At 47.3% G+C, this 24734-nt stretch carries 25 protein-coding genes and 1 tRNA gene; 13 read left to right on the plus strand and 13 right to left on the minus strand.

Translation table 11 applies throughout. The annotated features are described in order from the left end of the window. On the minus strand, positions 1-1497 hold the full coding sequence (locus ACJ2PR_RS14265) for a site-2 protease family protein (RefSeq protein WP_446877489.1): 1497 nt from the start codon (positions 1495-1497) through the stop codon (positions 1-3). Positions 1498-1716: 219 nt separating this feature from the next. Between ACJ2PR_RS14265 and ACJ2PR_RS14270 the strand changes: the two genes are divergently transcribed. Next, on the plus strand, positions 1717-2484 hold the full coding sequence (locus tag ACJ2PR_RS14270) for an MBL fold metallo-hydrolase (protein WP_446877490.1): 768 nt from the start codon (positions 1717-1719) through the stop codon (positions 2482-2484). 26 nt (positions 2485-2510) lie between these two features. Here the strand turns inward: ACJ2PR_RS14270 and ACJ2PR_RS14275 are convergent, their stop codons facing one another. Continuing rightward, a complete protein-coding gene (locus tag ACJ2PR_RS14275; protein WP_446867106.1) occupies positions 2511-3212 on the minus strand; it encodes a Crp/Fnr family transcriptional regulator in 702 nt (233 codons plus the stop codon). A 940-nt stretch (positions 3213-4152) separates the two neighbouring features. Between ACJ2PR_RS14275 and ACJ2PR_RS14280 the strand changes: the two genes are divergently transcribed. From ACJ2PR_RS14280 to pgsA, 3 genes are all read left to right on the plus strand, one after another. Beyond that, positions 4153-5448, plus strand: a complete 1296-nt coding sequence (locus ACJ2PR_RS14280; RefSeq protein ID WP_446877491.1) for a hypothetical protein — start codon at positions 4153-4155, stop codon at positions 5446-5448. A 270-nt stretch (positions 5449-5718) separates the two neighbouring features. Beyond that, positions 5719-6495, plus strand: coding sequence for a sugar transferase (locus ACJ2PR_RS14285; protein ID WP_446877492.1), 777 nt, complete (start codon positions 5719-5721; stop codon positions 6493-6495). Between the two features lie 101 nt (positions 6496-6596). Continuing rightward, a complete protein-coding gene (gene pgsA, locus ACJ2PR_RS14290; protein ID WP_446877493.1) occupies positions 6597-7118 on the plus strand; it encodes a CDP-diacylglycerol--glycerol-3-phosphate 3-phosphatidyltransferase in 522 nt (173 codons plus the stop codon). On the opposite strand, the gene ACJ2PR_RS14295 is transcribed toward pgsA, so the two are convergent. Further along, on the minus strand, positions 7115-8041 hold the full coding sequence (locus tag ACJ2PR_RS14295) for a ChaN family lipoprotein (RefSeq protein WP_446877494.1): 927 nt from the start codon (positions 8039-8041) through the stop codon (positions 7115-7117). The two genes, pgsA and ACJ2PR_RS14295, sit on opposite strands and share 4 nt — an antisense overlap. A gap of 250 nt (positions 8042-8291) precedes the next feature. Here ACJ2PR_RS14295 and ACJ2PR_RS14300 point away from each other — a divergent pair, with 250 nt between their 5' ends. Together ACJ2PR_RS14300 and ACJ2PR_RS14305 are read left to right on the plus strand one after the other, a co-directional pair. Beyond that, entirely contained in the window at positions 8292-9209 is a 918-nt protein-coding gene (locus tag ACJ2PR_RS14300) for a bifunctional riboflavin kinase/FAD synthetase (protein WP_446877495.1), read from the plus strand. Positions 9210-9366: 157 nt separating this feature from the next. Further along, the gene (locus ACJ2PR_RS14305; RefSeq protein WP_446856554.1) at positions 9367-10275 is read left to right on the plus strand and encodes an AAA family ATPase; all 909 of its coding nucleotides are present in this window, start codon (positions 9367-9369) and stop codon (positions 10273-10275) included. A 111-nt stretch (positions 10276-10386) separates the two neighbouring features. Here ACJ2PR_RS14305 and ACJ2PR_RS14310 read toward each other — a convergent pair whose 3' ends face one another. Further along, a complete protein-coding gene (locus ACJ2PR_RS14310; RefSeq protein WP_446877496.1) occupies positions 10387-10809 on the minus strand; it encodes a hypothetical protein in 423 nt (140 codons plus the stop codon). 286 nt (positions 10810-11095) lie between these two features. On the opposite strand from ACJ2PR_RS14310, the gene ACJ2PR_RS14315 reads away from it, so the two are divergent. Then, positions 11096-11911 (plus strand): C39 family peptidase, encoded by an 816-nt coding sequence (locus tag ACJ2PR_RS14315; protein ID WP_446856556.1) that lies wholly within the window; start codon positions 11096-11098, stop codon positions 11909-11911. Positions 11912-12053: 142 nt separating this feature from the next. Here ACJ2PR_RS14315 and ACJ2PR_RS14320 read toward each other — a convergent pair whose 3' ends face one another. Further along, positions 12054-13637, minus strand: coding sequence for a glucose-6-phosphate isomerase (locus ACJ2PR_RS14320; RefSeq protein ID WP_446867114.1), 1584 nt, complete (start codon positions 13635-13637; stop codon positions 12054-12056). 212 nt (positions 13638-13849) lie between these two features. On the opposite strand from ACJ2PR_RS14320, the gene menA reads away from it, so the two are divergent. From menA to ACJ2PR_RS14335, 3 genes are read left to right on the plus strand one after another with little or no spacing between them, the layout of a single operon-like run. Continuing rightward, positions 13850-14752 carry a 2-carboxy-1,4-naphthoquinone phytyltransferase gene (gene menA / locus ACJ2PR_RS14325; RefSeq protein WP_446877497.1) on the plus strand — a complete coding sequence of 301 codons (903 nt, stop codon included), beginning with the start codon at positions 13850-13852 and terminating at the stop codon, positions 14750-14752. After that, positions 14749-15675, plus strand: coding sequence for an o-succinylbenzoate synthase (locus tag ACJ2PR_RS14330; RefSeq protein ID WP_446877498.1), 927 nt, complete (start codon positions 14749-14751; stop codon positions 15673-15675). The genes menA and ACJ2PR_RS14330 overlap by 4 nt, the downstream gene beginning before the upstream one ends. Further along, positions 15660-17015: a 2-succinylbenzoate--CoA ligase gene (locus ACJ2PR_RS14335; protein WP_446877499.1), complete on the plus strand. Its 1356-nt coding sequence runs from the start codon at positions 15660-15662 to the stop codon at positions 17013-17015. The genes ACJ2PR_RS14330 and ACJ2PR_RS14335 overlap by 16 nt, the downstream gene beginning before the upstream one ends. A gap of 99 nt (positions 17016-17114) precedes the next feature. Here the strand turns inward: ACJ2PR_RS14335 and ACJ2PR_RS14340 are convergent, their stop codons facing one another. Then, positions 17115-17516 carry an alr0857 family protein gene (locus ACJ2PR_RS14340; RefSeq protein WP_446856561.1) on the minus strand — a complete coding sequence of 134 codons (402 nt, stop codon included), beginning with the start codon at positions 17514-17516 and terminating at the stop codon, positions 17115-17117. Positions 17517-18060: 544 nt separating this feature from the next. On the opposite strand from ACJ2PR_RS14340, the gene ACJ2PR_RS14345 reads away from it, so the two are divergent. Together ACJ2PR_RS14345 and ACJ2PR_RS14350 are read left to right on the plus strand one after the other, a co-directional pair. Next, positions 18061-18393: a hypothetical protein gene (locus ACJ2PR_RS14345; RefSeq protein ID WP_446877500.1), complete on the plus strand. Its 333-nt coding sequence runs from the start codon at positions 18061-18063 to the stop codon at positions 18391-18393. 86 nt (positions 18394-18479) lie between these two features. Continuing rightward, positions 18480-18561 (plus strand) — tRNA-Leu (locus ACJ2PR_RS14350). Positions 18562-18581: 20 nt separating this feature from the next. On the opposite strand, the gene ACJ2PR_RS14355 is transcribed toward ACJ2PR_RS14350, so the two are convergent. Continuing rightward, positions 18582-19382, minus strand: a complete 801-nt coding sequence (locus tag ACJ2PR_RS14355; RefSeq protein WP_446877501.1) for an NYN domain-containing protein — start codon at positions 19380-19382, stop codon at positions 18582-18584. A 678-nt stretch (positions 19383-20060) separates the two neighbouring features. Here ACJ2PR_RS14355 and ACJ2PR_RS14360 point away from each other — a divergent pair. Continuing rightward, the gene (locus tag ACJ2PR_RS14360) at positions 20061-20792 is read left to right on the plus strand and encodes a hypothetical protein (protein ID WP_446867119.1); all 732 of its coding nucleotides are present in this window, start codon (positions 20061-20063) and stop codon (positions 20790-20792) included. A gap of 11 nt (positions 20793-20803) precedes the next feature. Here the strand turns inward: ACJ2PR_RS14360 and ACJ2PR_RS14365 are convergent, their stop codons facing one another. From ACJ2PR_RS14365 to ACJ2PR_RS14390, 6 genes are all read right to left on the minus strand, one after another. After that, positions 20804-21007, minus strand: a complete 204-nt coding sequence (locus tag ACJ2PR_RS14365; RefSeq protein ID WP_446877502.1) for a hypothetical protein — start codon at positions 21005-21007, stop codon at positions 20804-20806. A 493-nt stretch (positions 21008-21500) separates the two neighbouring features. Beyond that, positions 21501-22121: a peptidylprolyl isomerase gene (locus ACJ2PR_RS14370; protein ID WP_446877503.1), complete on the minus strand. Its 621-nt coding sequence runs from the start codon at positions 22119-22121 to the stop codon at positions 21501-21503. A 458-nt stretch (positions 22122-22579) separates the two neighbouring features. Continuing rightward, positions 22580-22780 (minus strand): hypothetical protein, encoded by a 201-nt coding sequence (locus ACJ2PR_RS14375; protein ID WP_446856567.1) that lies wholly within the window; start codon positions 22778-22780, stop codon positions 22580-22582. Between the two features lie 238 nt (positions 22781-23018). Continuing rightward, positions 23019-23225 (minus strand): hypothetical protein, encoded by a 207-nt coding sequence (locus ACJ2PR_RS14380; RefSeq protein WP_446867124.1) that lies wholly within the window; start codon positions 23223-23225, stop codon positions 23019-23021. A gap of 55 nt (positions 23226-23280) precedes the next feature. Next, a complete protein-coding gene (locus ACJ2PR_RS14385; protein WP_446856569.1) occupies positions 23281-23484 on the minus strand; it encodes a hypothetical protein in 204 nt (67 codons plus the stop codon). An 825-nt stretch (positions 23485-24309) separates the two neighbouring features. Beyond that, positions 24310-24720, minus strand: coding sequence for a HetP family heterocyst commitment protein (locus ACJ2PR_RS14390; RefSeq protein ID WP_446856570.1), 411 nt, complete (start codon positions 24718-24720; stop codon positions 24310-24312). Positions 24721-24734: the final 14 nt, after the last annotated feature.

A 24734-nucleotide genomic window follows, 5' to 3' on the forward strand; every position in this document is an offset into this window, starting at 1 on the left:
CTAGAGATTTAACCATGCCAGGACAACTTTAGGAGCGGGTAAAACAATCATCAGCAACATCGCCAGAATGATCAGCCCAATCACGTCACGAGCATTATTCAACTCCGTCACATCATTCAAAGCAGGCTCATCCGTCACAGGCAGCAACAACAGCAAAATCGCCCAAACCAGCAAGTGCTGTTGAGAAGACGCCATCTGTTGAGCAAACGCCAGCGCCAGCAACAACAAGCGAGAAATTTGCCCGATCGCCGCCCCTGTCCGTTGCCCAAACATCGCGTGAACCATTCGCCCACCATCCAACTGGCCCACAGGCATCAGATTAAACGCCGTAAACATCAGCCCAATCCAGCCCGCCACCGCCACAGGATGCAGACGAATTGCTCGTTCAGCCACCAGTTCACCGCCCAAGGCCAGCTTGCTAAACACAGCCAGCAATAGAGAAAACCGAGGACTTAACGCCTGAAAGTCAAACAATCCGGGGCGCTGCGGCAAGTTTACAACAGTGGAATGATCCAATCCCCACAACAACAGCGGCAGCGCAATCACCAAACCCGCGATCGCCCCCACCACACCAAAATCAAACAAAGCTTTGCGGCTAGGAATCGGCGATCGAATCTGAATAAAGGCTCCCACCGTGCCCACAGGCAACAACGGCAAAGGAATCACGGGAATAAAATAAGGCAACGTGGCCGCAATCTGATGGCGACGAGTTGTTAGATAATGCCCAGCCGCCCGAACGCTAAAAAATGTCATCAACGCAATCGCATAGGGCAACCCTTGAGGCAAAACAGACAAATCTGTGTCCAACTCTTTGCCAATAATTTGCAAACCTGCCAGCGTCGTTGTAAACAGCGTCATCACCGCCAGTCCGATCGCAATTCCAGGACGAGCCAGCGATTTGCGCGTTTGCTTTTCTTCTCCACTGGCTTGTGGGTTGGGCACCAGCGCAAAAAATGGCTTATCGTTCAGGCCCTCCTGAAAAACCACGTAGAAGCGATCGCCAAACTTAGACTCCACATTTTCTCGAATCGTCTGGTAAGCCACTTCAGGAGTCGTTCGCAACTGTCCCCGACAAATCACCGCCTGGGGACGATACTCCAGATTTTGTAAGTAATACACCGACCAGGGAAAACAGGTTTGTAGGCTGCTCTCTTCGTCCTTGTTGATCGGTCGTGAGACGGGCGGCTCACTTTGGGGATCAGCAGGCGTTTCGGTGCCCAGCGTTTGACCTTGAGGAACGGCATCGATCGGCGAAGTGGGAGAAATCCGTCCGCGCTGAATCAAATACAGGTAGAGCGACAAACACAGCACAAACATCAAAATCACCAACTCAGGCGGCATGGGCCGTTGTCCCCGGAAGGCTAAAGTCCACCCGACCAGCGAGAATGCGGGAAGCATCGCTACAAACCACAGCGCCCAGATGGGAGTGCGAGTGATGCCAGTCACCCTTTGCACAATAAAGTAGGTAATCAGTCCGAGTAAGAGTAGCCAGATCATGCGCTAAATTTTGGGGTTGACGATGCAGGGGTGGGCGATCGCAAACTCAGACTTTTTGAGGAATCTTGGAGCAATCGCAGCGTTGATTCTTGCTTGAAGCGCGAAAAAAAGCAGTACCGAGACATAACATTTTATTGGCATTCGCGGGTCATGGTTTCAATCTGCCAAGATCATCGAAGATTGAATGACTCCGCCTCTCGTTCTGCTTACCTGCGTGTAATGACTCAAACTCCATCCGAGCGATCGACAAACTCCTCACTCTCTCAGCCTATCTCAACCAGCCACAAGGGAACGCTCAAACTCCCTCGTCTTGTTCTGGATGGATACGATGTTCCGGGTGCTGACTCTATTTTTGCATTCCCTCCCAACCGAGACACCTTGGGCGGCACGGCTTATCTAATCGTCGAGCCAGAAGGCAACATTCTAGTGGACTGTCCCGCCTGGGATGAGACCAATCAGCAGTTTCTGCAAAAAATGGGCGTGCGCTGGCTGGTCATAACGCATCGAGGCGGACTGGGAAAAGTGCGAGAAATTCAGCAGAAGATGGGCTGTGAGGTGGTGATTCAAGAGCAGGAAGCGTACCTTTTGCCTAATCTGAAGGTGAGTTCGTTTCACCAGGACTGTACAATCTCTTCGAGTGACCCGCATGGGGTCGCGTCTCATCACCTGATTTGGACATCCGGTCATTCTCCCGGAGCGTCTTGTCTCTATCGTCCATTCGGTGGAATCTTGTTTACCGGGCGGCATTTGTTGCCCGATCGCTCTGCCCATCCCGCGCCCTTGAGAACAGCTAAAACCTTTCATTGGCCACGTCAAATCCGCAACGTGCAAAAGTTGTTGGATCAGTTCACACCCGAAACGCTGCGGTTTATCTGTCCGGGTGCCAGTCTGGGGTTTTTACGCGGCAAACAGACGATCGATGACGCTTACACAAAACTCGCTCAACTCGATCTGGCTGCCTGCTTGACCACTCAACCTCTTCTCTAAGTTTCTAGTAAGTCTTTGGCTAAACGCTAGATCATCATTCGTTCTAGGGCATGGGGATCAGGGATGCAAAGTGTGTCACGATCGCGCACAATCAGCCCTTTCTTTTCGAGTTTGCTCAAGACTCTCGTTACCGTTTCTCGCGCCAGCCCACTCAGACTGCTCAGTTCTCGATGCGGCAAATTGGGGATTTCGGTGCCATTGGGGCCACGTTTGCCCTGCCCATCTGCCAAAAATAAAAGAATGTCAGCCACTCGTGACGTGCTATCAGACTCGCGCAGCCGCAGACGACGATTGACCTGACGCAGACGACGCGCCATCAGTTGAGCTAACCGGATTCCCGCTTGCGGTTCTGAACTAAGCAGTTGCACAAAATCTTGAGCAGGCATGTTGCCGATCGTCGTCGGAGCCAGCGTAATCACATCCGTCGATCGGGGCACTTCATCTAGCGGAGCCATCTCGCCAAACAGTTCTCCTTTGCCCAAAATGTTTAGCGTAACCTCTTTGCCATCCAGGTTGTAGGTGCGAATCTTCACCCAGCCATTCAAAATAAAATAGACCGAACTGCCCCAGTCGTTTTCGAGCAAGATCACCTGATTGGCCGGATGACTCCGCGTAACAACATGAGAAATTGCCTTTTCGACCACTGCTTCTGGCAATCCTTCAAAGAAAGGAGCCGAACGAATCGATACATCAGAATTCTGGTCGCGTAGGTTATACCAATCTTCCATTGAGGTTTTGTTTTGAGGGAGGTTTAAGCCATCTGAGGTGAAGAATTAAATTTTATAAAACGTAGTGGAGTTGTAATTTAGTGACCAAAGTCTATTCGTCAGTCTCAGTAATATGACGTGCACAAGACGAGCGCACGATCCCAGTTTGCAATTAAATTGTTGGCTTCTTCTAGGTTAATTTATACTTTAGTCTCAGAATTTTGATTTCAGTATTAATCCACTTGACAGGCGCAGGCCAAAACAGGGTTGAGGTTATAAACTGATAAGCCTCAAACTTGGTTAATCGCCAAAACCAATCGCCATCATAGCCTAAAGCTTAACAAATGCTAGATAAAACTGATGAACTTACGATCGCCTTTCGTAAAGCCTCAGCGATCGAGCCAATTCAAGATCTGGTGATCTATTGACTAGTATCCCATTACAAGCTTCACAAACAGGTATTATTTTAGACTATAGCTTTTTAACACTTAGACTTTTGGACGGTCATATTTCTATCTGTCGTTTTCTTGATCCTGCGAATTTTTAAGTTCTTGAAAGTTTTTGAGACAAAAATTTGTAGCGCCACCCGCATTTAAAAAAGAAAGGAGTTCGTCATTTTTTAGCTCAGGGTTTAGGAAAAACTTGATCGCTGCCCTTAGATTTTATTGGATTTTAATCGCCTTCACGGCTCCTACGTCGGCGACGACTTGATCAACCTTAACTACCAACCTTAACCACCTTGCAGTTTTCTACGCTCTGTTGAGAAACTTGGACTAAGACCTGCCTGCTGCCTCGACAACGCAGCCCATAAACTATCCTGAGTAAACAATCCATTTGTTGTTTTCTAAGTCAGGGGTATCCGCTTCATAAACGCTGGGTGAGAGTATGCTCTTATGGGCAACCTAGCAATCAGTTGAATTGGTCTCATCCATTTTGCAAAATCTTCATCAAGGATTCGATCGTGACTTCTCAGAAGGATCAAATTCAGACGCTCATTCACGAAATTGATGCGGTGCTGCAAAAAGCAGCCTCTCGCCTTCCCTGGGCGGCAAGTGGGCAAGTGGCTCAACAGCGTCAACTCTTACAGAGACTTCGCATCTATTTGATGATGCAACAGCGATCGACCCCTGTTAGCCAGACTTCAGACTCCTCACAAGCCGACGCGCAGCAGGTGATGCAATCCGTTGTGCAAGAAATGAACGAGCTGCGATCGGGGTTACTTCGCCCTTTGCAGTCTGAAGTTGCGACCTTGACCCAGCAGAGAAATGCCCTGATTCGGGAAATTCGCAGGCTAGAGGCGCACCGCCAAAGCTACCAGACAGAGCAATCAGCTTCTCCCTCGCCAAGTGTTGAGCAGATCCAGAAAATACAAGATCAAACCGATCAGGCGCTCACAACGCTAGACACTACGCTAAAAGTCGTGTTTGAATCCCTGCAACAAGATATCAATGCTTACCAGGATTCGCTGGCTCAAGGGCTAGATAAGCTTCATCATTTGGGTGAGCAGGGAGAAGTCATGTTCTCGACGCTGGTCAATCGATTAGCCGAGCAGTTGGGACGAGAAGCGTCTTCTTATCTCCATGCCCAGGAAGGAGAGCCTACAAACTTAGAATCTACAAACTCAGAAGCCGCGCCTCAACCCGGAAAGCCCGTCCAATCCGAGTCGATCGCTGTGAGATACCCGCAAGGGGTCGCGTCTACTCCCATTTCACTCCCCTATCCCGGCACCGAAATTCCCAGCGGCCCTGCACAACCCCTCGAAGCAGCCACAGGTCTTGCCAGTCCTGCCTTACCCCCTGAAGAGACTGCGATTTCTACTAATCCAGCCCCACCGCCTCTAGAGACACCGCCTCACCGTGACACTATCAATGCACTGACCGATCTTTTGGAGCAGTTATCTGCGGATGCCAGCCAGCCGTTGAATGTCGTGTCCGTGAGTCCGCCTGCGATCGAGTCTGCGGCCTCAGATGTGCGATCGCTCGCCGAAGCCACCTACACGCCAGAAGAAAATTTATTGCCCACACCGCCAGTCTCCGAAAATCCAGACTTAGAGCTAACGCTTGACTCGACTACCCTGCACCAACTTAGTCAGGATCTCTCAAATCTAGACAAAACGCGTGAAATCTCCTCACCAACTGCTCCTCCGATAAAAAGCAGCACCTCCTCAGATTCGCCTGCCAAAATCAACTCAGTCTTTAATCTGGAGGGGATGGATGACTTGTTTGTAGAAGATGCTCCTCCCGAATCAGAATCGTAGTTCAGAACAGTACAGACGAATTGCTGAATCAAATGAAAAAGCTGATGAAGCTCAGACATAACAAGAGTCTCAGGGATTTTCATTAACTGAGCGATCGAGGGCTGCACAAGACCTGGATTTGCCCCACTCCTGTCCATCTCACGCGACAGAACCTTTGGCGCACAACCCTCATTTGGTCTACATTTCGGACAACATACCAGATCTTCATAAAAGTCTAAGGCAGTTCAAAGATTAAGCAAACGTCCTTCAATTCCCTAACGATAGGTAGGTGTGGCTGAATATAGTGGTCGAGTGAGGTCAACCTTTAAGAAAAACCGGCTGCAACCTGTGATTACGACTTCTGACATTCCTTCATCTCTCTATTTCGCCTTGCTTGAACGCGCCAAAGAAGCAAATATTTCTGCTTCAGACCTGTTGACCCCAATCGAATCCGAACCTTTTCACCCCTCCGTCAACAGCAAGCTCAAACGACTGATCGACATTGCGGGTGCCCTGGTAGGTCTGGTGATTACGGCCATGGTGGCTATTCCAGTGGCGATCGCCATTCAGCGCGATGATCCCGGCCCAATCTTTTACAGTCAGATTCGCTGTGGAGTCAAGGGGCAGCCTTTTCGCATCTGGAAGTTTCGCTCGATGGTGATCGATGCTGACCAGCGCAAACATCTGGTGCAAAATCAAGCCAAGGGCAACATCTTCAAAAGCAAGAACGACCCTCGAATCACGCGGATCGGGGCCTTTTTGCGGCGTACCAGTCTAGATGAGCTTCCCCAATTTTGGAATGTGCTGAAGGGCGACATGAGCATGGTTGGCACCCGTCCCCCTACGGCGGATGAAGTCAGCAAATACAAGCCGCACCACTGGCAACGTCTCAACGTCAAACCTGGAATCACAGGAGAATGGCAGGCCAACGGTCGATCGAATGTCACCGATTTTGAAGATGTCGTCAAACTTGACTTGGAGTATCAGAAAAAGTGGTCGATCGCGTATGACCTGCGCCTGATCTTTAAAACCATCTGGGTAGTTCTCAATAAGCATGGGGCTTGCTAAAAGCCAGAGTTTATCTCCTGGAGTTGTTGAATTTTAGGGTTGATCCTATTCGGATTGGCCCTATTTTTTTATGCTTAACGAGTGCCCTTTGCTCAAATCTTATGAATCTGCCCACCTGGATCACCGTCTCGCGCCTATTCGGAGTTCCTTTTTTGCTCTACGGCTTGCACCATCCCACTTCGGAGACTCGCTGGATCATGGTGGCGATCTTTCTATTGGCAGCCGGGACAGACTGGCTCGACGGCTACCTGGCTCGAAAGCTTAACCAAGTGACAGACTTAGGAAAATTTCTTGATCCCCTGGTTGACAAACTGCTGGTTTTGGCTCCCCTGATGTCTCTGGTTGAGTTGGGGCAAGTTCCCGCTTGGGGGGTGTTTATGATCTTGGCGAGAGAACTGACGATCGCAGGCTGGCGCGTTGATTCGAGTTTGCAGGGAGAGAGTATTCAAGGCGCAAATCTGTGGGGCAAGCTAAAAACAGTGAGTCAAATTGTGGCGATCGCCCTTCTCATCGCACCTTTGCCTAGTGATTGGATGTTGCCTCTGGGAGCCTTTTGGGTATCTGTTGCTCTGACCTGGATTTCAGGCGTAATCTACTTGTTTCCCAAAAAGTTGACGAGCTAAGGAGTGGACTGATTCCAAAAAAAGTCAGCAATGGGACGGTCTTGTGGGGTGGTGAATTCAGTAGGTGGGTTGAGCAAGACCAGTGATTGAGAAAACTGGGGATTGTTGAGCATTCGTCTCGCAACTCGGCTGGGAATCCCGTCGCCATAGAGAATGTGTCCCTGACCTGCCAGCACGATCACCTGAGTTTTGGGAGTTGCCTTAAGAAACTGACTGATGCGATCGGCCATCGTTTCATCCCAAAGAATTTGCGCCAAAAAGAACGACTCAAACCGATCGCTGCTTCCTTTACCTTGGTGAATTTGCTCATAAATCTGGCGCATTCTCTGACGATAAGCCTCTGGCTCGGCGCGAATCTCAGAAAGGGGCGGAATAAAGCGACGATCGCTCAACGTCAAACTTTTTAACCCCCCACGAGCCACTTTGCGCGTTACTTCAGAAGGCGTGTTGAGCGCAATCACGGGCAAACGGTTCGCTTTGGCAAATCTGAGAATGGGGGCGTAGTACTCCCACGGGAAGCCCCAGCGTTTCTGAAATTGGCTGAGTTCTTGAAGTTGGGGTTCTGTAATCTCACCCGCTAGATAGCGATCGATCACCGACTGATAAGGGCGCTGAAACATCTCCAGTGCGATCGCGATATTGGGATTTGAGCGATGCAGGGATTGAATAATCTCAAGTTGGGCACGATGATCGTCTGGGCTGTCGTGGGTTTCGCCCAGATAGACGACTGAAGACTGGGACAGTTGAGTGAGAACTGCCTGGGGATCATAGCTCTGTTTTTTGGGACTTGATACCGACACCCTGGAGGCAGTCAGAGAAACAGAAGTTGTCTCAGCATAGGCTGGCAATATCCACAGCAAAGTCAACCCCAATGACCATGCCCAGAGGGTTGTCCGAAACTTTGAGAGAAAGTGGTTTGTCATGCTTTACGCTACAGCCTGACTCTATTTTGCCAGGATTTGACTGAGAGAAGAGGCGGCGAAAGTTAGAAAGCCTTTCTGAACGTGGGAAGCCTACCTTAAGTTGAAAGAGTTGGGATGGGGGCGATCGCCTCTCGTTGCGCCCAATTTGTCTCCTAAAGTGACAGTTTGCCCGTGAAAACTACAAAATTCAGCCAACTCGCTTAGATGGGCTTTTGCAGATCGCTGAGTAATGTATGTCAAAATGTAAAGCGTGTGGATAACTTCTTCTCTCACTAACGCGCTGACTCCGACTGTGGTTGCCCTGGGCAATTTTGATGGCATTCATCAAGGGCATCACCAGGTAATTTCGCCTGTCATCAGTAACGATCCTCAAATTCGCTCTACAGTTGTTAGTTTTTGGCCCCATCCCAAAGAGTTTTTTACAGGGCAACCGCGCAAACTGCTGACTCCTCATTCTGAAAAAGCCCTGCAACTGAGCGCGATCGGCGTTGAGCAATTGGTTCTCTTGCCGTTTAATCGCGAACTGGCAGCTTTGACTCCTCAGCAGTTTGTCGAGGAAATTCTGATCCATCACCTGCAAGCAAGGTGCGTGAGCGTTGGGCAAGATTTTCGATTTGGCTACAAGCGATCGGGGACAGCAGCAGATTTGCAAGCGATTGCGGCTGAGTTTGGGATCGATGTCACGATCGTGCCGCTGCTGACTTTTCACGGAGAGCGGATTAGTAGCTCTGCCATTCGTGAGGCGCTTGAGAACGGAAACTTGCAGGGCGCAAATCGAATGTTGGGACGGGCTTACAGTCTTGTTGGCGAAGTTGTACAGGGTCAGCAGTTGGGACGAACGATCGACTTCCCGACCGCTAATTTGCAGCCGCCCCCCGAAAAATTTATTCCCAAGCAGGGTGTTTACAGTGTGAGGGTTTCGGGAGTGGGCCTCGATCACAAGCTGGGCGTGATGAATATTGGCAACCGTCCAACTGTGAATGGAACTAAGCAAACGATCGAAGTTCACTTGTTGGATTGGTCAGGCGACCTGTATGGGCAGACACTCACCGTTGAGCTAGAGCAATTTATTCGCCCTGAGCAAAAGTTTGCCTCGCTAGATGACCTAAAAGCCCAAATTAAAGCCGATTGTGAAACCGCTAGAACGATGTGCGTTCCTGTCTCCTAGTATCGAGGCAAAGGCATTAAATCAGAGACCCTAGACTGAAAACGCAAATGACAGTCAGAGTTCAGAGTCCAAAGTCTTCTATAGTTCAGCGTTCAACTCCATTTTTGGGCATCCTGAGTATGATGAACGAAAGTCTTCTAGGGGCGAAAACCTGCACATGAGAGAGCGCATTGAGCAACTAACCCAAAATTTGAGCCAAACGATCGTCGGCAAGTCTGAGGCGATTCGGCTTGTCCTGGTTGCCTTACTCTCAGGCGGTCATGCTTTGTTAGAAGACGTTCCGGGCGTTGGAAAGACGTTGCTGGCGAAGTCTTTGGCCAAGTCGATCGACGGTCGGTTTCAGCGATTGCAGTGTACGCCTGATCTGTTGCCGACGGATGTGACAGGCACGAATATTTGGAATCCGCGATCGGGTGAGTTCGAGTTTCTGTCAGGGCCAGTTTTTGCGAACGTTTTGTTGGCTGATGAAATTAATCGGGCGACTCCTCGCACCCAATCTGCCCTTCTCGAAGTCATGGAAGAACAGCAGGTGACGGTGGATGGCAATTCTCGTAAAGTTCCCAGTCCGTTTTTTGTAATCGCGACTCAGAACCCGATCGAGTATCAGGGCACCTTTCCGCTACCAGAGGCGCAGATGGATCGATTTGCGCTGTCGCTGTCGCTGGGCTACCCGACCGAATCGGAAGAAATGCAGATGTTACAGCGCCTTCAAGAAGGGCATACGATTCAAGAACTCAAACCTTGCATTTCACTAGCAGAAGTCCAGGAGTTACAGCGCCTTTGTCGTCAAGTAAAAATTGATACTTCTCTACAGCAATACATTCTCAATCTGGTAAGGGCAACTCGTCAGGATGAAGAAGTGACGTTGGGCGTGAGTCCTAGAGGAACGGTTGCGTTGCAAAAAGGAGCGCAGGCGTTAGCGTTTTTAGAAGGCAGAGAATACGTAATCCCCGATGATGTGAAGGAGCTTGCGCCTCATGTGTTGGCTCATCGCCTAATTCCGGCGGGGGGACGCAGAGCCAGAGGAATTGTCGATCGCCTTCTTCGGTCTGTCTCAATTCCTTAGAAGTGGATACGATGCAGGTTTTTCGCGTTGTTTGGGTCTTCTGCCCGCCAGCGTCTCAATTTGGGAGGATTTTCAGATAAGAGTTCTGGAAGTCCTTGATTAAAGTCGAACTCACTTTTGAATCAGCGATTCACCCGTCATTTTTTGATATTCGGTGATCACTTCTTCGACGCGTGGATTTGACTTAGCCTTGCCGTAGATGAATACGATCGGCTGCTTTTCATGCTTGAGTTGTTGAAAGCGATCGAGTCCCTGATGGTCGTCTGCGTCCAGGGTTTGAGAAATCGAGGACGTGAGTTGATAGGGAATTTTGAGCGTAGCAAGTCGATCAACTAATGTTTGAGTCTGTACGCCAGTGGCGCTATAAATCAGCACTTGATAAGGCTTTTTGACCGCTTCGTTAGGGATGGGAACTGAGACAAACGCCTGACTGAGGGGAGAAGTTTCGCCTTGAGAGTTGGCAGGCAGCAACTCAAAAGATTTGGCTCCGAGTGTGATGAGAGCGATCGTAAAGCAAAAGTTAAGTAGACGCATTTTTGAGTAAAATCCCTGGTGCGCCTTTATTTTGGCTGGACAACCGAAATATCTCCCTGCGTAAATTAACGGAACTCCTTTACAAAACCTTGAGTCAAAGCAGGCAACTCGATCGGAATTAACGGAGAGTTATTCCCTTGAGGCAAAGCTACTCTTTGTGCGGGTAGGTACACTAGGTTCGGGAAATCAGGAATGAGCAATCGCGCATGAGTAGTTTTCTGTCGATCGCCGTCAATCAAAATTGAAAAGCCTAAAACTCAGCAGAATCAGGAATTGGAGAAATTCTATGCGAATCAAAGTTCTTCAGACGACGTTTTTCAAGCAATCCGCAGATGATTCTTCAAAACTGCCGCCTCAAGATAAAGTCACTGTCGAAGCGGGCAAAGTATTGAACATTCACTCGTGGAAGCCTGTCGGCAGAAATCATCTCAAAATCGCGATCGTCGATGGTTTTTTGGGCGTTCCTCCCCGCAATACCTGGTTTGTGTTTATGCCGCATGTCCAAGTGCTCAACAGTCAGGGGAAGGTCATTTCAACCGCACGAACGCCGTCTCTTCCCATTCGTCTGCCTGCTCGTCTGCCTGCTACAAAGTCTCTGGGAGTGCCTTACCACAATCAATTAAACAACTCAGAGAATCCGGGTGGGGCTTGCAATGTCACCTGTTTTGCGATGGTGATGCGCTACTTCAAAATTCCTCGCAAGACGAACGCCGTCCAATTTGAGGATGAGCTTTATCGCTACATGGATAATAAAGGGTTGAGCCGTCACGACCCCGGAGACTTAGCAAAAATGGCCGCTGACTATGGGTTAAGGGATGACTTGACGCTGCAAGGTCGCATGTTTGACATTCAAAAAGCGATCGCTGAAGGTCGTCCCTGTATTATTCACGGCTATTTCACCAGCTTTGGTCACATTATTGTGCTGCGGGGATATGACCGATCGGGCTGCTTTGTCAACGATCCTTACGGCGAATGGACACAGTATGGATACCGCAAAGACTTGTCCGGCGAAAATCTACACTATTCTTACGGTTTAATTCAGCGTGTCTGCTCACCCGAAGGGCCCAATTTTATGTGGCTGCACCGACTCTCCAAAGCGTAACGATCATTGCTGAAGGCGCAGTAAACTTTGACTTTACTTTTGACTTTACTAAAGACGCTACCTCAAAGATCTGGCAATGAAGATCTTGCAATATTGAACTTCAAGGTAGCTTCTCCGCTTTTGTTGAAAATAACCCAAACTGTTAGAGGCTCACCGTCAGGCTGCCAGGATCACCTAAACTACCTTCTACTTTGACCCCGCGGTGATTGGCTTCGAGATGACGGACGATTTTGTAAATCGCTTCGACCTGATCAGAAGCATTCGCTTTAATTGCTAGAGTTCCTAATGGGATGGGAGTCTTTTCTTGCTGTAAAACCTCCATTACTTTGCGCTGGAGATCGAGAATAGCGGCTGCTGCTTTCTTGCCCGCTTCTACTCCAGGTTGGTGATAGGCATTGACGTTGACGAGAAAGCCATAAAAGCCGACAGCGCGTTCGTACAGGGCAATCAAGGCCCCAACGTTGTGAGGCGTGACTTCGGGAATGGTGACGGTCACAGAGTCGCGATGATTTTCGTAGAGCGCCTGACGAGTACCTTGAAGCAGTCCAGACAGATAATCGCCCGACGTGACTCCCGGTTCGACTTCGACGGGTTGGGAGTAGCGATCGCGCAGCACTTCGATAAACGTCAGAAAGAAATTGGGCACACCTTCGCGCAGTTGTTGAACATAGGCGTGTTGGTCGGTCGAACCTTTGTTGCCGTAAACGGCGATGCCCTGATAAACCGTGTTGCCGTCGAGGTCTTTTTCTTTGCCCAACGATTCCATCACCAATTGCTGAAGATAGCGACTAAACAACAGCAGACTGTCTTTGTAGGGCAGCACCACCATATCTTTTTCGCCTTTACCGTTGCCCGAAAAGTACCAGGCCAGCGCCAACAGTGCCGCGGGGTTGCCTTTGATCTGAGGTTGACGAGTGGCGGCATCCATTTCTTTTGCCCCAGCCAACATCGCCCGAATATCAATCCCTTGCAGCGCAGCAGGCACTAACCCAACGGCTGAAAATTCAGAAGTGCGTCCTCCCACCCAGTCGTGCATCGGGAAACGAGCCAGCCAGCCTTGAGACTCGGCCACTTTGTCCAGATTGCTGCCTCTGCCTGTGATGGCGATCGCCTGTTTGCCAAAGTCCAGATTGTGGGCTGCAAAAGCATGTTGCACCTCGATCATGCCGTTGCGAGGTTCGGGAGTGCCGCCGGATTTGGAGATGACCAGAACGAGGGTGCTGTTGAGCCGATCACCCATTTTTGCCAGGGTGCGATCGATGCCTGCGGGATCAGTGTTGTCAATAAAGTGAATGTTTAGCGGCGGAAAGTCTGGAGAAAGTGCTTCGGCGACAAATTCGGGGCCCAGAGCAGAACCACCGATGCCGATCGACAAAATATCTGTAAATCTCTCAGCATTGGGGGGAGCCACTTCGCCAGAATGGACTTTTTCAACAAAGGTCTCAATGTCTTCCAGCGTTCCTACAATGTCTTGTTTGAGGTCATCCGTCGGGGCCAAATCGGGATCACGCAGCCAATAGTGACCAACCATGCGGTTTTCGTCGGGGTTGGCGATCGCGCCCCCTTCTAGGGCAGCCATATCCTTGAAAGCCTTTTCAAACTTAGGTTTTAGCTGGTCTACAAAGTCATCATCAAACCGCATCCGACTGACATCAAGATAAAATTCTAGACCTTTGTGATAGTAAAGCCAGTCTTGATAGCGTTGCCAGAGTGCAGCAGCATTCATAAAAATCTTCTCCCCGCGTGTTATCTGCCACTGAACAGTGTATCGAGGCAATCGTCAAGGGGCGTGAAACTGAAGGGGGAAATTTAAGGTTAGTAAAGCGAAACCGGAAAGCGTGTAACGTTTCTATAACAGACTGCGGTTGCTTCGGATCAGATGGGAAACTGGGAAACACAGTGTTTGTAAGCTTTCTGGCAATTACAGGAGTTTTTTTAATGACAACCAGGACGATCGAGCGTGTCAACAGAAAGCTCTGGTTTGCGGCGATTAAGCCTCCCATGTACAGTGTGGCGATCATGCCGATTTGGGTCGGGTCTGCCGTTGCTTTCGCTGAAACCACCCGGTTTAACCTTTCAATTTTCTTAACATTTTTAATATCTGCTATTTTGATCCTGGCCTGGGAAAATTTCAGCAATGACGTGTTTGACTCGGAAACAGGCGTTGATGTCAATAAGAAAAATTCCCTTGTCAACATGACGGGCAATAAGTCGCTGATTTTTTGGATCAGTAATTTTTGTCTGGCGTTGGGCTTGTTTGGGATTGGGTCGATCGCCGCTCAACAACAAGACTTTACGGTAATCGGACTGATTTTGCTGTGCTGTGCGATCGGCTATATCTACCAGGGGCCGCCCTTTCGTCTCAGCTACAAAGGCGTGGGTGAAATTCTCTGCTTCTTTGCGTTTGGGCCGCTGGCATTTGCCGCTTCCTACTACAGTCAGACAAAAGCCTGGTCAAGTACAAATTTTGCAGCGTCGATTATTGTTGGCATTGCGACCAGTTTGATTTTGTTTTGTTCACACTTCAATCAGGTTAAGGATGACAGCGCGATCGGCAAAAAATCTCCCGTAGTGCGGTTGGGTACGAAGCGATCAGCGGATCTGTTGCCCTGGATTTGTGGCAGTCTCTATGCGCTGACCGCTTTGTTTGTCATGTTGCATCTGTTTCCAATCTGGACGCTGCTGATTTTTGCTAGTGTGCCCGCGGCTCGGAGGTTGTGTCGATTTATTCGATCGCAGCACGACCAACCCCACAAGCTCACATTCTGTCGATTGATCGCGGTCGAGCTTCACTTTTGGGCAGGTTTGATGTTGGGTTTGGGCTTTGTGCTACCGGGATGAAGTTTGAGTTTCGCACCTACCGTCGTCCCTTTCGGCAACCGTTGCTAACGAGTCATGGCTTGTGGCGGGTGCGGGAAGGGATTATTTTGCGGCTTGAGGGTGAAAAGGTCAGCTTTGGTGAAATTGCGCCTCTGGAATGGTTTGGTTCAGAAAGTTTTGATCAAGCTTTAGATTTTTGTAATCAGCTATCAGGTGAAGTCGATGTAGAGACAATTTTGAATATTCCCGATCGTCTCCCTGCCTGCCAGTTTGGATTTGAGTCTTTAGTTAGCGATTGGTCAAGAAAATCTGTGGCGCGATCGTCAATGGCTGCCCTGCTTCCCACCGGAAAAAAAGCCCTGGCATCTTGGCAAAATCTTTGGCAACAAGGCTATCAAACTTTCAAGTGGAAGATTGGCGTTACACCGATTTCAGAAGAACTCGATCTCTTTGACCAACTCATTCAAAACTTACCATCTGACGCGCTTTTGAGACTAGATGCTAACGGAGGTTTGAGCGATTTAGAAGCTGAGAAATGGCTACAAATTTGTGATTCAACTAACATCGAATTTTTAGAACAGCCACTTTCAATTCATCAATTCGACGCAATGTTAAAACTGAGCCAGAAATATAGTACGCCTCTAGCGATCGACGAGTCCATTGCCACACTTAATCAACTCAAAGATTGCTATCAAAAAGGTTGGCGCGGAATTTTTGTCGTCAAACCCGCAATTGCTGGTTCACCTTCTCGCCTTCGTCAGTTTTGTCAAGAACACTCGATCGAGGCGGTATTTTCTTCAGTGTTTGAAACGGCGATCGGACGACAAGCTGGATTAAGCCTTGCAGCAGAACTCTCCGTCAAGAATCGTGCTTTTGGATATGGAACAGATTACTGGTTTGATAGCTTGATGGAGGAGAGCGATCGCTTATGGCAACTCCTCTAACCTACCTTTTAGAACGCAGTCAGAAAGATTGGTTAATCGGCTATGATATTCAGAATTTGATCGAACAAACTCAAGAACGCTATCAAGAAATCACGCCACAAACTCAAACAATTCTGTTAGCTGAACGTGATCCCATCCGTTTCTTGTCTGGCTTTATTGCTGCTTGTTCGACACATTGCCAAATTTTTCTCTGTAATCCTGACTGGGCAGAATCTGAATGGCAACAAGTTTTTGAATTAGTTCAGCCTGATTTGATTTGGGGAGAAGTCTCAAATAGAAGGAAACAAAAGAAGCTAGAAGGCTTTTACAACACACCCTTAATTATGATTCCCACAGGCGGCACGTCGGGTAAAGTTCGATTTGCGATGCATACCTGGGGAACTTTGACGGCATCTGTTCAGGGATTTCGAGAATATTTTGAAGTCGATCGCGTCCATTCTTTTTGTGTTCTTCCGCTCTATCATGTCAGCGGTTTGATGCAATTTATGCGATCGTTCCTATCCAATGGAAAGTTGATAATCTTGCCCTGGAAATCACTAGGAACTGACGCAGAACCATTAATTAATCCTCAAGAATTCTTCCTTTCTCTCGTTCCTACTCAACTACAAAAACTTCTGAGTTTCCATCAACCAAAACACTCCTGGCTGTCCCAATTTAGAACCATTTTGTTAGGAGGCGCACCTGCCTGGCTAGAGTTATTAGAAGAAGCTCGATCGCGACACTTGTCGATCGCTCCCACTTATGGAATGACCGAAACCGCCTCGCAAATTGCCACTTTGAAACCAGAAGCTTTTTTAAGCGGAAACTTCAATTCTGGAAAACCATTACCCCACACTCAAATCACCATTCGTAGCCCAAAAAACAACGTATTAGACATTGGAGAAATTGGCAAAATTACCATTCAATCACCCTCCTTGATGTTGGGTTACTATCCTGAGCTATTGAATTATTCACAATACCAGCCTGATGATTTGGGGGTTTTTGACTCCCAAGGCAACCTGCACATCATCGGCCGCGATAGCCAAAAAATCATCACTGGAGGCGAAAACGTTTTTCCAGCCGAAGTCGAAGCCGCAATTTTAGACACAAAAATGGTCAAAGATGTCTGTGTGATAGGCATCCCTGACCAAATATGGGGGCAAATTGTCACCGCCGTCTATGTGCCAAACGCCAACCTTTCTGATGAGAAACTAGCAATCGCCCTCACCAAAAAACTCAGCAAATTCAAGCATCCCAAACGCTGGATTGCGATCACTCACCTCCCCCGCAACCCCCAAGGCAAAATCAACCACGCTCACTTGAGAGATCACTTCAAAGAAATGATGAATGCAAAACAGTAAAAGACCAAGCAAAATCGCCTTTCATCCCTCATCCCTCCTCGCGAAGCGGATTACCCCCAAAGGGGAAACAGATCATCGAAGTTCTCCCTCATCCCTTCATCACACCCGACAAGTCAACGACTCCTGCCACAGCTTAAACAAAATGAATTCCGCCCGCTCGCAAAGCGTCCCTGGCAACGAGTCACCCAGCTCAGCCAAAAAGATCCCTTCCTCGCAGTTGCAATCTTGAGCGATCCAGGTTCCTCGCAGGCTGACCTCGATGAATTCTGCATCACATTGGCAGAGCGCGATCGTGTCATCCAGCGATTTTTGCACCACCGCTTCCAACAAATCCCAGCACTGTAAATTTGCGGGCAGCAAAAACGAAGCCGTCCCCGGCGCAACCGTCAGCCGTTCTCCAACTCGCATCGCCAGCACGATCCGCCACATCACCAACTCTTCGAGAGATTGGGTCGATCGCTCAATGTTTATCCCCGTTTCGGTGTACGTAAACTTCAACATTCCTGGTGTCTCCCAATTTTCCAGGGTTTGCCGTTACAAAGGTTTACTCATTACAAGGGTTTGCTGTTTCCAAGGGCTGCTTCGGGCAGGCGATGACTACACCGCATCTGCTTTGTTTTCCGCCAAACACACTAAAAACCTCCCCTTCTTGACGGTTAGAAGCGGAGGCTCAAAAACTTTTTCAGAGTTTTCTTGTCTTATTTAGGTACAGTCGGTCTCCTGTCCCTTCCGCTTCTAATCAATGTTTTGGGCAATGCGCCTGGCCGCCCGGACTTGCTAATGTTTCGCGAATCATCAATCTCCTGAGATCTTTCTAACTGGATAGCCCTGCCCATAAACGGCAAAACTACGACTCCGACAAGGCTGGCTGGACGATCGTGCGGAAATTCGCAAAGCGCACTCTCGCAATAACCCAACCCTTGAACTGTCGATAGGAGCCGTAGAAATTTCATTGAAGAAGACTTTGAAGCACTTGGCTTACGAACTACAGTTTCCATACTACACTTGTATTATGAACCTGTCCAGTTACTTTTGGAGGAAAAACATGCATACCTTAACTCGCACCACCACCACCGACATGGAAGTCACCAGCATCCGCCTGGAACGAGAGTTAAAGGAAAAGTTGAAAGGACTCTCTGGCAACCAGGGATATCAAGCCCTGATTCGCGACATTCTCTGGAATTACGTCCAACAAAAATCCGGCGACCATACGCCGATCGCCTCCCCATCCGATTTACGAGCGAGTTTTCCGGCAACGGCCCAACAAGACGATCGCTGCGCTCTGACTGGCAAACTGATACGATCGGGCGACGAGATGATACTCGGTTACACCACCGACGGAAATATTATCCCACTCAGTGTCGGCAGTTTGCCATAAGTCCAAGAGCTTCGAGTTTTGAGTTTTGCATAAAATTCCCAGACTCAAAACTCGCTCGCTTTGCTATGATGGTTAAGCGGTAAAACGCGGATGTGGCGGAATTGGTAGACGCGCCAGATTTAGGTTCTGGTTTCGCAAGAAGTGAAGGTTCAAGTCCTTTCATCCGCATGGGTAGTCAGTTGTCAAACTTAAGATTTCAGCTTGATGCTTAACTGAGTAGCGGTTTGGCTTTTTGCGTGTGGAATCTTCTTCACTTCAAACAAGCTGATCGCGCGAATTAAGTCGCTGAGTTTTTTGTGTCCATACGTCCTTGCATCAAATGAAGGGGAGAGCTTGTTGAGTTGTGCCCCAAACGGGCCCAGATTCGCCCAACCGTCCTCCTCAGCGATCGCCTCATAAGCATTCCGCAGCAGTTTTAGCAATTTTTTGTCGATCTTGACTTTCGGATCTGCCTTTTGCGCTTCGACCAATTTTGCAGAAGCTTCGGGTGATTCCGTAGGAGTGACCCCTTGGGAGTAACTCGAAGAGATCGCTTCCGTCTGCTGTAAAAGCTCCGTGTAAATGAACTTGTCGCAGGCTCCCACAAAAGCTTCTAGGGTTTTCTCTCCTCCTAGTCCATAGACAATTAGACCCGCTTCTCGAATTCGACTGGCGAGTCGTGTAAAGTCACTATCACTCGAAACAATGCAGAATCCATCAAAGTTTTGAGCATACAGCAAATCCATCGCGTCAATGATCAAAGCGCTATCTGTTGCATTCTTGCCTGTCGTATATCTAAATTGTTGGATCGGCTGAATCGCCAACTTATGAAGTTTGGGTTTCCAACTGCTGAGGAGGGTATTTGTCCAGTCTCCATAGATTCGCTTAACGTGAGCGGTGCCGTACTTTGCGATTTCTGTTAGTAGCAGTTCGATTAGACTCGCGCTGGTGTTTTCGGCATCAATTAACACTGCAAGCTTGCTCGATGGATAAAGCCTTTCGCCCTTCACAAAACTTTCCTACCACGTCAATTGTGGACTATTTTAATATCTATAAATACACAGGAAATGGTTGATTTCCCTGAAGCTGAGAGGGCTGTGAGGATGTATTGCCGTAATAATGGGTAGATGATACCGAAATTGGCATCTCTGACCCTTCCCAACCTCCCTTGAGCAAGAAGAGGAGCCGTAGTCAGTGGGATGGATTGGGTTATGTCTTACTGCAAGTGTCTTTAAACCAATGTCCTTAAACCTTGAAGTTAGCATCTGCAACAGAGAATTCGGTTCAACCTGTACAATTCATGTTCCGGGTGGTTGATCGCATATTGCCTTTATTGATCTTCAATTATTGATCTTCAATTATTGATCTTCAATAACTGAATCGTTGAACTGGAGTTAACAGAGATTTAGGTCACTCATCGCTGTGATTTCACTGAATCAGGGCAAAACTTCATGGGCACCTTATACAAACTTCTAAAAATCTACTGTTTGATTTATAGCGCCTTCATAGGTTTCAATCTAGTATTTTCACAGAGGGATCTGGTGACAGTAAAGTTTTTGCCCCCCTAGCTAACTAGCATCTGCACCTGATCTTAAGTAAGGGTGTTTCATCAGGGCTTCGAGCAAACTGCCGCAACGCATCACCGTCTAATAGTCGCGTTGCCTGAAACCTACTGGAACCAAAAATCTATGAAATTACAGTCTATCTTGACTCAGAGACTGCTGCTTTTAGCTGCGATCGTGGCAAGTTCTACAATAGCAATTTTGCCTGCGGAGGCCGCCAGTTTTGCTCGTGCTAGAGCGGCCTTAGCCATTGAGGGTCTCTTGTCTGATTCTACTGAAAGTACAGTGGAGGGGGACAGCGATCGCTACTTTACGACAGCTCAAGCCAACCCCATTACAACGCTGTCTATTACCTCTACTACAGACTTCACGTTTGATTTCACCGCTTCATTAAACCTCCAAACCCTGGTTGACAATCCAGACTTAGAAAACGCCAGTACTGCTGGAGAAGTCGCTTTTTCTCTATTTGACACCAACAGTGGGCAACTCTTAGATACGTTTTCAATCTTTGGCTTCTTAAACACACTAGGTGAAGACTTTTTGAGTTCTCCCGACAGGAGTGGCTTTGTGCAAATCACTTCGCTTGAGAGAAACACTAACTTCAGCCCAACTCAAACCAGCGAATCTGCTTCTACGATCGTTCGAGGCATCTATTCCCGCAGCTTTGACAAAAAAGTGGCGCTCACATTAGTTGCGGGTGAGTTTAGTCTTGCCTGTGCCCAGAATCCCAAAGCTCCCGATCCTTGCGTTCAAGTCCCTGAGTCTTCAAACACGGTTGCTTTACTCTTGCTAGGTGGCTCAATCGTTGTGGTTGGGTTGCATCGGCGATCGGCGAGAAAGCGATTGATAGAAGCTTGATTAATTTGCTGTCATCGATCGTAAGAATAATCAGCAGTTGAGTGAGATGTAGTCTGGTGCCTGACTCCGCTGCTGGTTGAAACGGTCACTTCAATCCATTGCTGAACCTCATTGTTGGCATCGATCGACCCCATCACTTCACTTCTCACTTCTGCAACCGTTTTGCCGTCTGTTGAAATAACCCGTTGAATCAATCTTTTTCTAGAGTAAGACATGATTAAAATCCTTTTTAAAGGTCTGCAAAGCTAATTACCGAAAACGAGCGGAAAGCCCCGTCCCTTTAGAGACTACCGTGTATACATACAGCAATTCTCAGGCGAGTAAGCCACAGAAAAAAGTTCAACGCTCACCATTGAGTCATCAGGTTGTGTGGCTTATTCAAGCGGCAACCGCTGTAAGTCGATTGATCTGTACTTGCCGTAATCCTTCGCCCCCTAAATCCCCCAAATTTGGGGGACTTTGAACGCTGATCAGGGTTCTAAATTCTCGAAGTCTTTTTTGCTTAAAGTCCCCCCGAATGGGGGATTTAGGGGGCTGAAGCCAACTAGAACGAAGTGATACCAAATTGAAAATAGACTGCGCCAGATCAGGACTCAAAGTCCCCCAGAATGGGGGATTTAGGGGGCGAGGATCTGTAGCAAGTAAAAGTTGATTTGATATGAGTATAGACTTGTGTGTACACCGTAGCGCCCTTAGGCATGGGGAGTGTCAATCTGCTTGATTATGCAAATAGCTTAATTCACTCTCTAACCACTCTTGAAACAGTCTCTGAACGATCTCTTGATGAGTTTCAGGTGTGAGTTGCGCCGAGACAAATTCTTCAACCATTAAAAGGTGATAGCCGCGATCGGTTTGAACGGGTCGAACCACTTCTCCTGCATTAGCCCCAAAAACTACAGCAGCAAGCTCTGGCTGCAAATTTCCTCGATACAGAACGCCCTCAAAACCACATTGGCGACGGCGTTGCTCATCAATATCGTATAAGTGAGCAGCTTCATAAAAGCTAATTTCGGCTTCTTCAATTTGATAGAAAAGTTCCTGAGCGAGCGTGTGATAAGGAACAATAATTTGATAGAGAGCAACTTGCTCAAAATCTAGTCGGTTCTGGGCAAAAAATCTTTCAGCCTCCGAATGAAAGAGAGACTCTGCTAGTTTTTGAGACAGTTGTTGATTGCAAATTCCAGTTTCCCAATCCTCAGCACTGATTAGCTGTTCACGCAACCAATTTAAGGTGTCGATCGCTCTTTCCAAACGGTTTTCGCGGCGTTGGCGATCGGCTTCAGCTTGGATCTCCTCAGAAGTAATGATGATGCCTCGTTCTTGAGCCATTTGGTTGATAATTCGCTGATATAAAAGCTTTTCACAGAATGCTCTTAATTGAACAGTTGACTTTAGAAAATCAACAATTTCGTCTGATTCGATAGATACTCCAAGTAAATTAACCATCGCACATATAGATTCCCGTCTGTCACTTATATCAAGGTTGACACTCATAGGTATTACCACTCCTCAACCAGCTAATCGATACTATTTATTTGAATGGTTTAATTTTAGGTCTAATGATCAATCCAGTGATGATTTTAACAATTATAGTATTGATAAAGTTACGAAGCTAACTATCAAAAAAAATGAATACTCGCAAATAAGGATGTGTCAGAAAGGGTTACTAACCTCTGCATTCTTTAAAAAGATAAACTTGCTATGGGCTTTACAGATTTAGCTTCTAGCAAGTTTATTACTATTGAATGCTAATGAAGAATTTCAGAGTCGGTTAAGAAAGCCTACCGTTAAACCATAGCATTTTGAATCACCCCAGTTCCTACTGTAACCGTCCCCTTTCCTAAGTTGATTGCGATCGCAACCGGAACAGCAACCTGAGTAATGATGTTCAAGTTTATTCCAAGTCCAGCCAGCTTTTTGCGACTTCCTCCAGTGACGATAGACGATTCAGAGACCTTTTCCAGATAGTTCAAATCAGAAATGACCATTGCAATTCTCCTGTATGTTTGAGTAAAAAGCGATTGAGTTTGCAACAAGCTTACTTTGCTTTAGCTCATCGTATGACCAAGAAATGGAGTAGTGTTGCCATTCTGGCAGATTCTATCTTTTTAGATTTAAGCCACACTACTCAAAAACATTGGAGACCTTTTAACCAAAAAGCCTCCAATCTTGCAAAGTCTCAACTGAGCGCTTTAGCAAATCAACTCATCTTCAGTTGAAGTGACACTAGTTTCGTTGGTTGATCGAGACCTTCTGATAAACGTCGTTGTAGGCGTAAGCGTCTCCTTTTTTACCAAAATTAAGAGCGAGAGCAGTAGCATCAGAATATTGGTATACCTCAGCAACGTTGAATTTAATCTTGAATTTGCCCCCACCAACGATGTTAGAGGAATTGGAAACAGATTCAAGGTAGTTCAGATCAGAAATATTCATTGAGTTTCTCCTTGTTCTTGTGAGTAAAGTCAAGCGAATTCAGCGACACAAATCACTAGTTTCTTTGATCGATCGAGACCTTTTGTGTAACGTAGTTGTAGGCTGTAGCACTGCCTTTCTTGCCAAAATTGATCGCGACAGCAGTAGCTTCACTGTACTGATATACCTCAGCAATATTGAACTTAATCTTGAATCCACCGCCAACAATTTCAGTTGGCTCAGAAACGGTTTCGAGATAGTTCAAGTCAGAAATGATCATTGAGTTTCTCCTTTTTTAAAACAACCGACTTGTATTTTTCAACAACCTTATCGGTTTGTATTAATAATTTAGTTCTTAATCTCAAAACAATGTTGCCACTTTGGCAGATTTGTTTCTATTCCTTCTTGAAGTCAGAGAATCTCTAATAAGTAATCTGGAAAATAGTTAATAAAAATCACTGAAAACCTTAAACAACAGTTCTCAGTGAAGTACATGATTTAACGTTAGTTCGACAGAAGTGGTTCGCTCCGATTATGAATTCGGGAAGTCCCCTAAATCCCCAAAAAATGGGAGACTTCAAGCCAAAAACTCTGGTTCAAAGTCCCCCAGAATAGGGGATTTAGAGGGCAGAAGCCGATGAGAACGAAGCGAAAGAACTTGTCGAACTGACACTGATTTAGAGGATGATGAACTCTAGAGAATTAAAGAGTTCGTGTAGTGTAGCTAGAAGAAGTTACAGCTTCGCCATTGAGCAACGATGTTGTTGAACGGTAAAGTGAAACATAACCAGTTCCATTAGAGTGACTAGTGAGACTTCCGAGCAAGGCACAATGAGGAAGACCAATCAGAAAACTCCCTAACAGCCCCTTAATCTCACATAAGCTCAGGCTACCTGTCAGATTTGAGCTATTAGAAATTGCTTCGAGATAATTAAGATCAGAGATGATCATTGCTCTCCTCCTGGGGATAATTCTTGTTAAAGGTAGATTGTTTTAACGTTGGATCTGATTTTAGCGAGTCCAATAGAAGCCTCGTTGCCAAATTGGCAGTTTCTTTGGATTATCTGTTTCACTCGCACAGATTTTTAGCCTCAATTGATTCCTATTATTTAAGGCAAATGTTCAAGTCCTTCACAAGTTTTATTGAAGGAATGCTATTCGTCACCCAATTCTTAAAACAACCTCCATGAATTGTTTTTTGCTGTTCGCTCATGGCTTCTAAGTAAGCTAAATCTTGAATTTGACCAACGCGATCGCCTGACTCATTTTGATTGATTTCTTCAGCGTGAACGCGATCGCGTTTTCTGCACTGAGCGTTGTCTTTGACCAATCGGTTATAGGTTCTGTAGGGAATATAGTGGAGAGGATTGTATCCTGCAAAACGCAAAATTAATACACATGCCCAAGAATATTTGCCTGCTAAGATCGCTTCGATAACTTGAGTAAATTGTTCAGGCTCCATCACTTTATCGGTACGGCGATCGGAGTTCTGCGAATGAAGGATTGAGTGATTCATGCGGTTTTAGTCTC

The sequence above is a fragment of the Phormidesmis sp. 146-33 genome, from assembly GCF_052939515.1.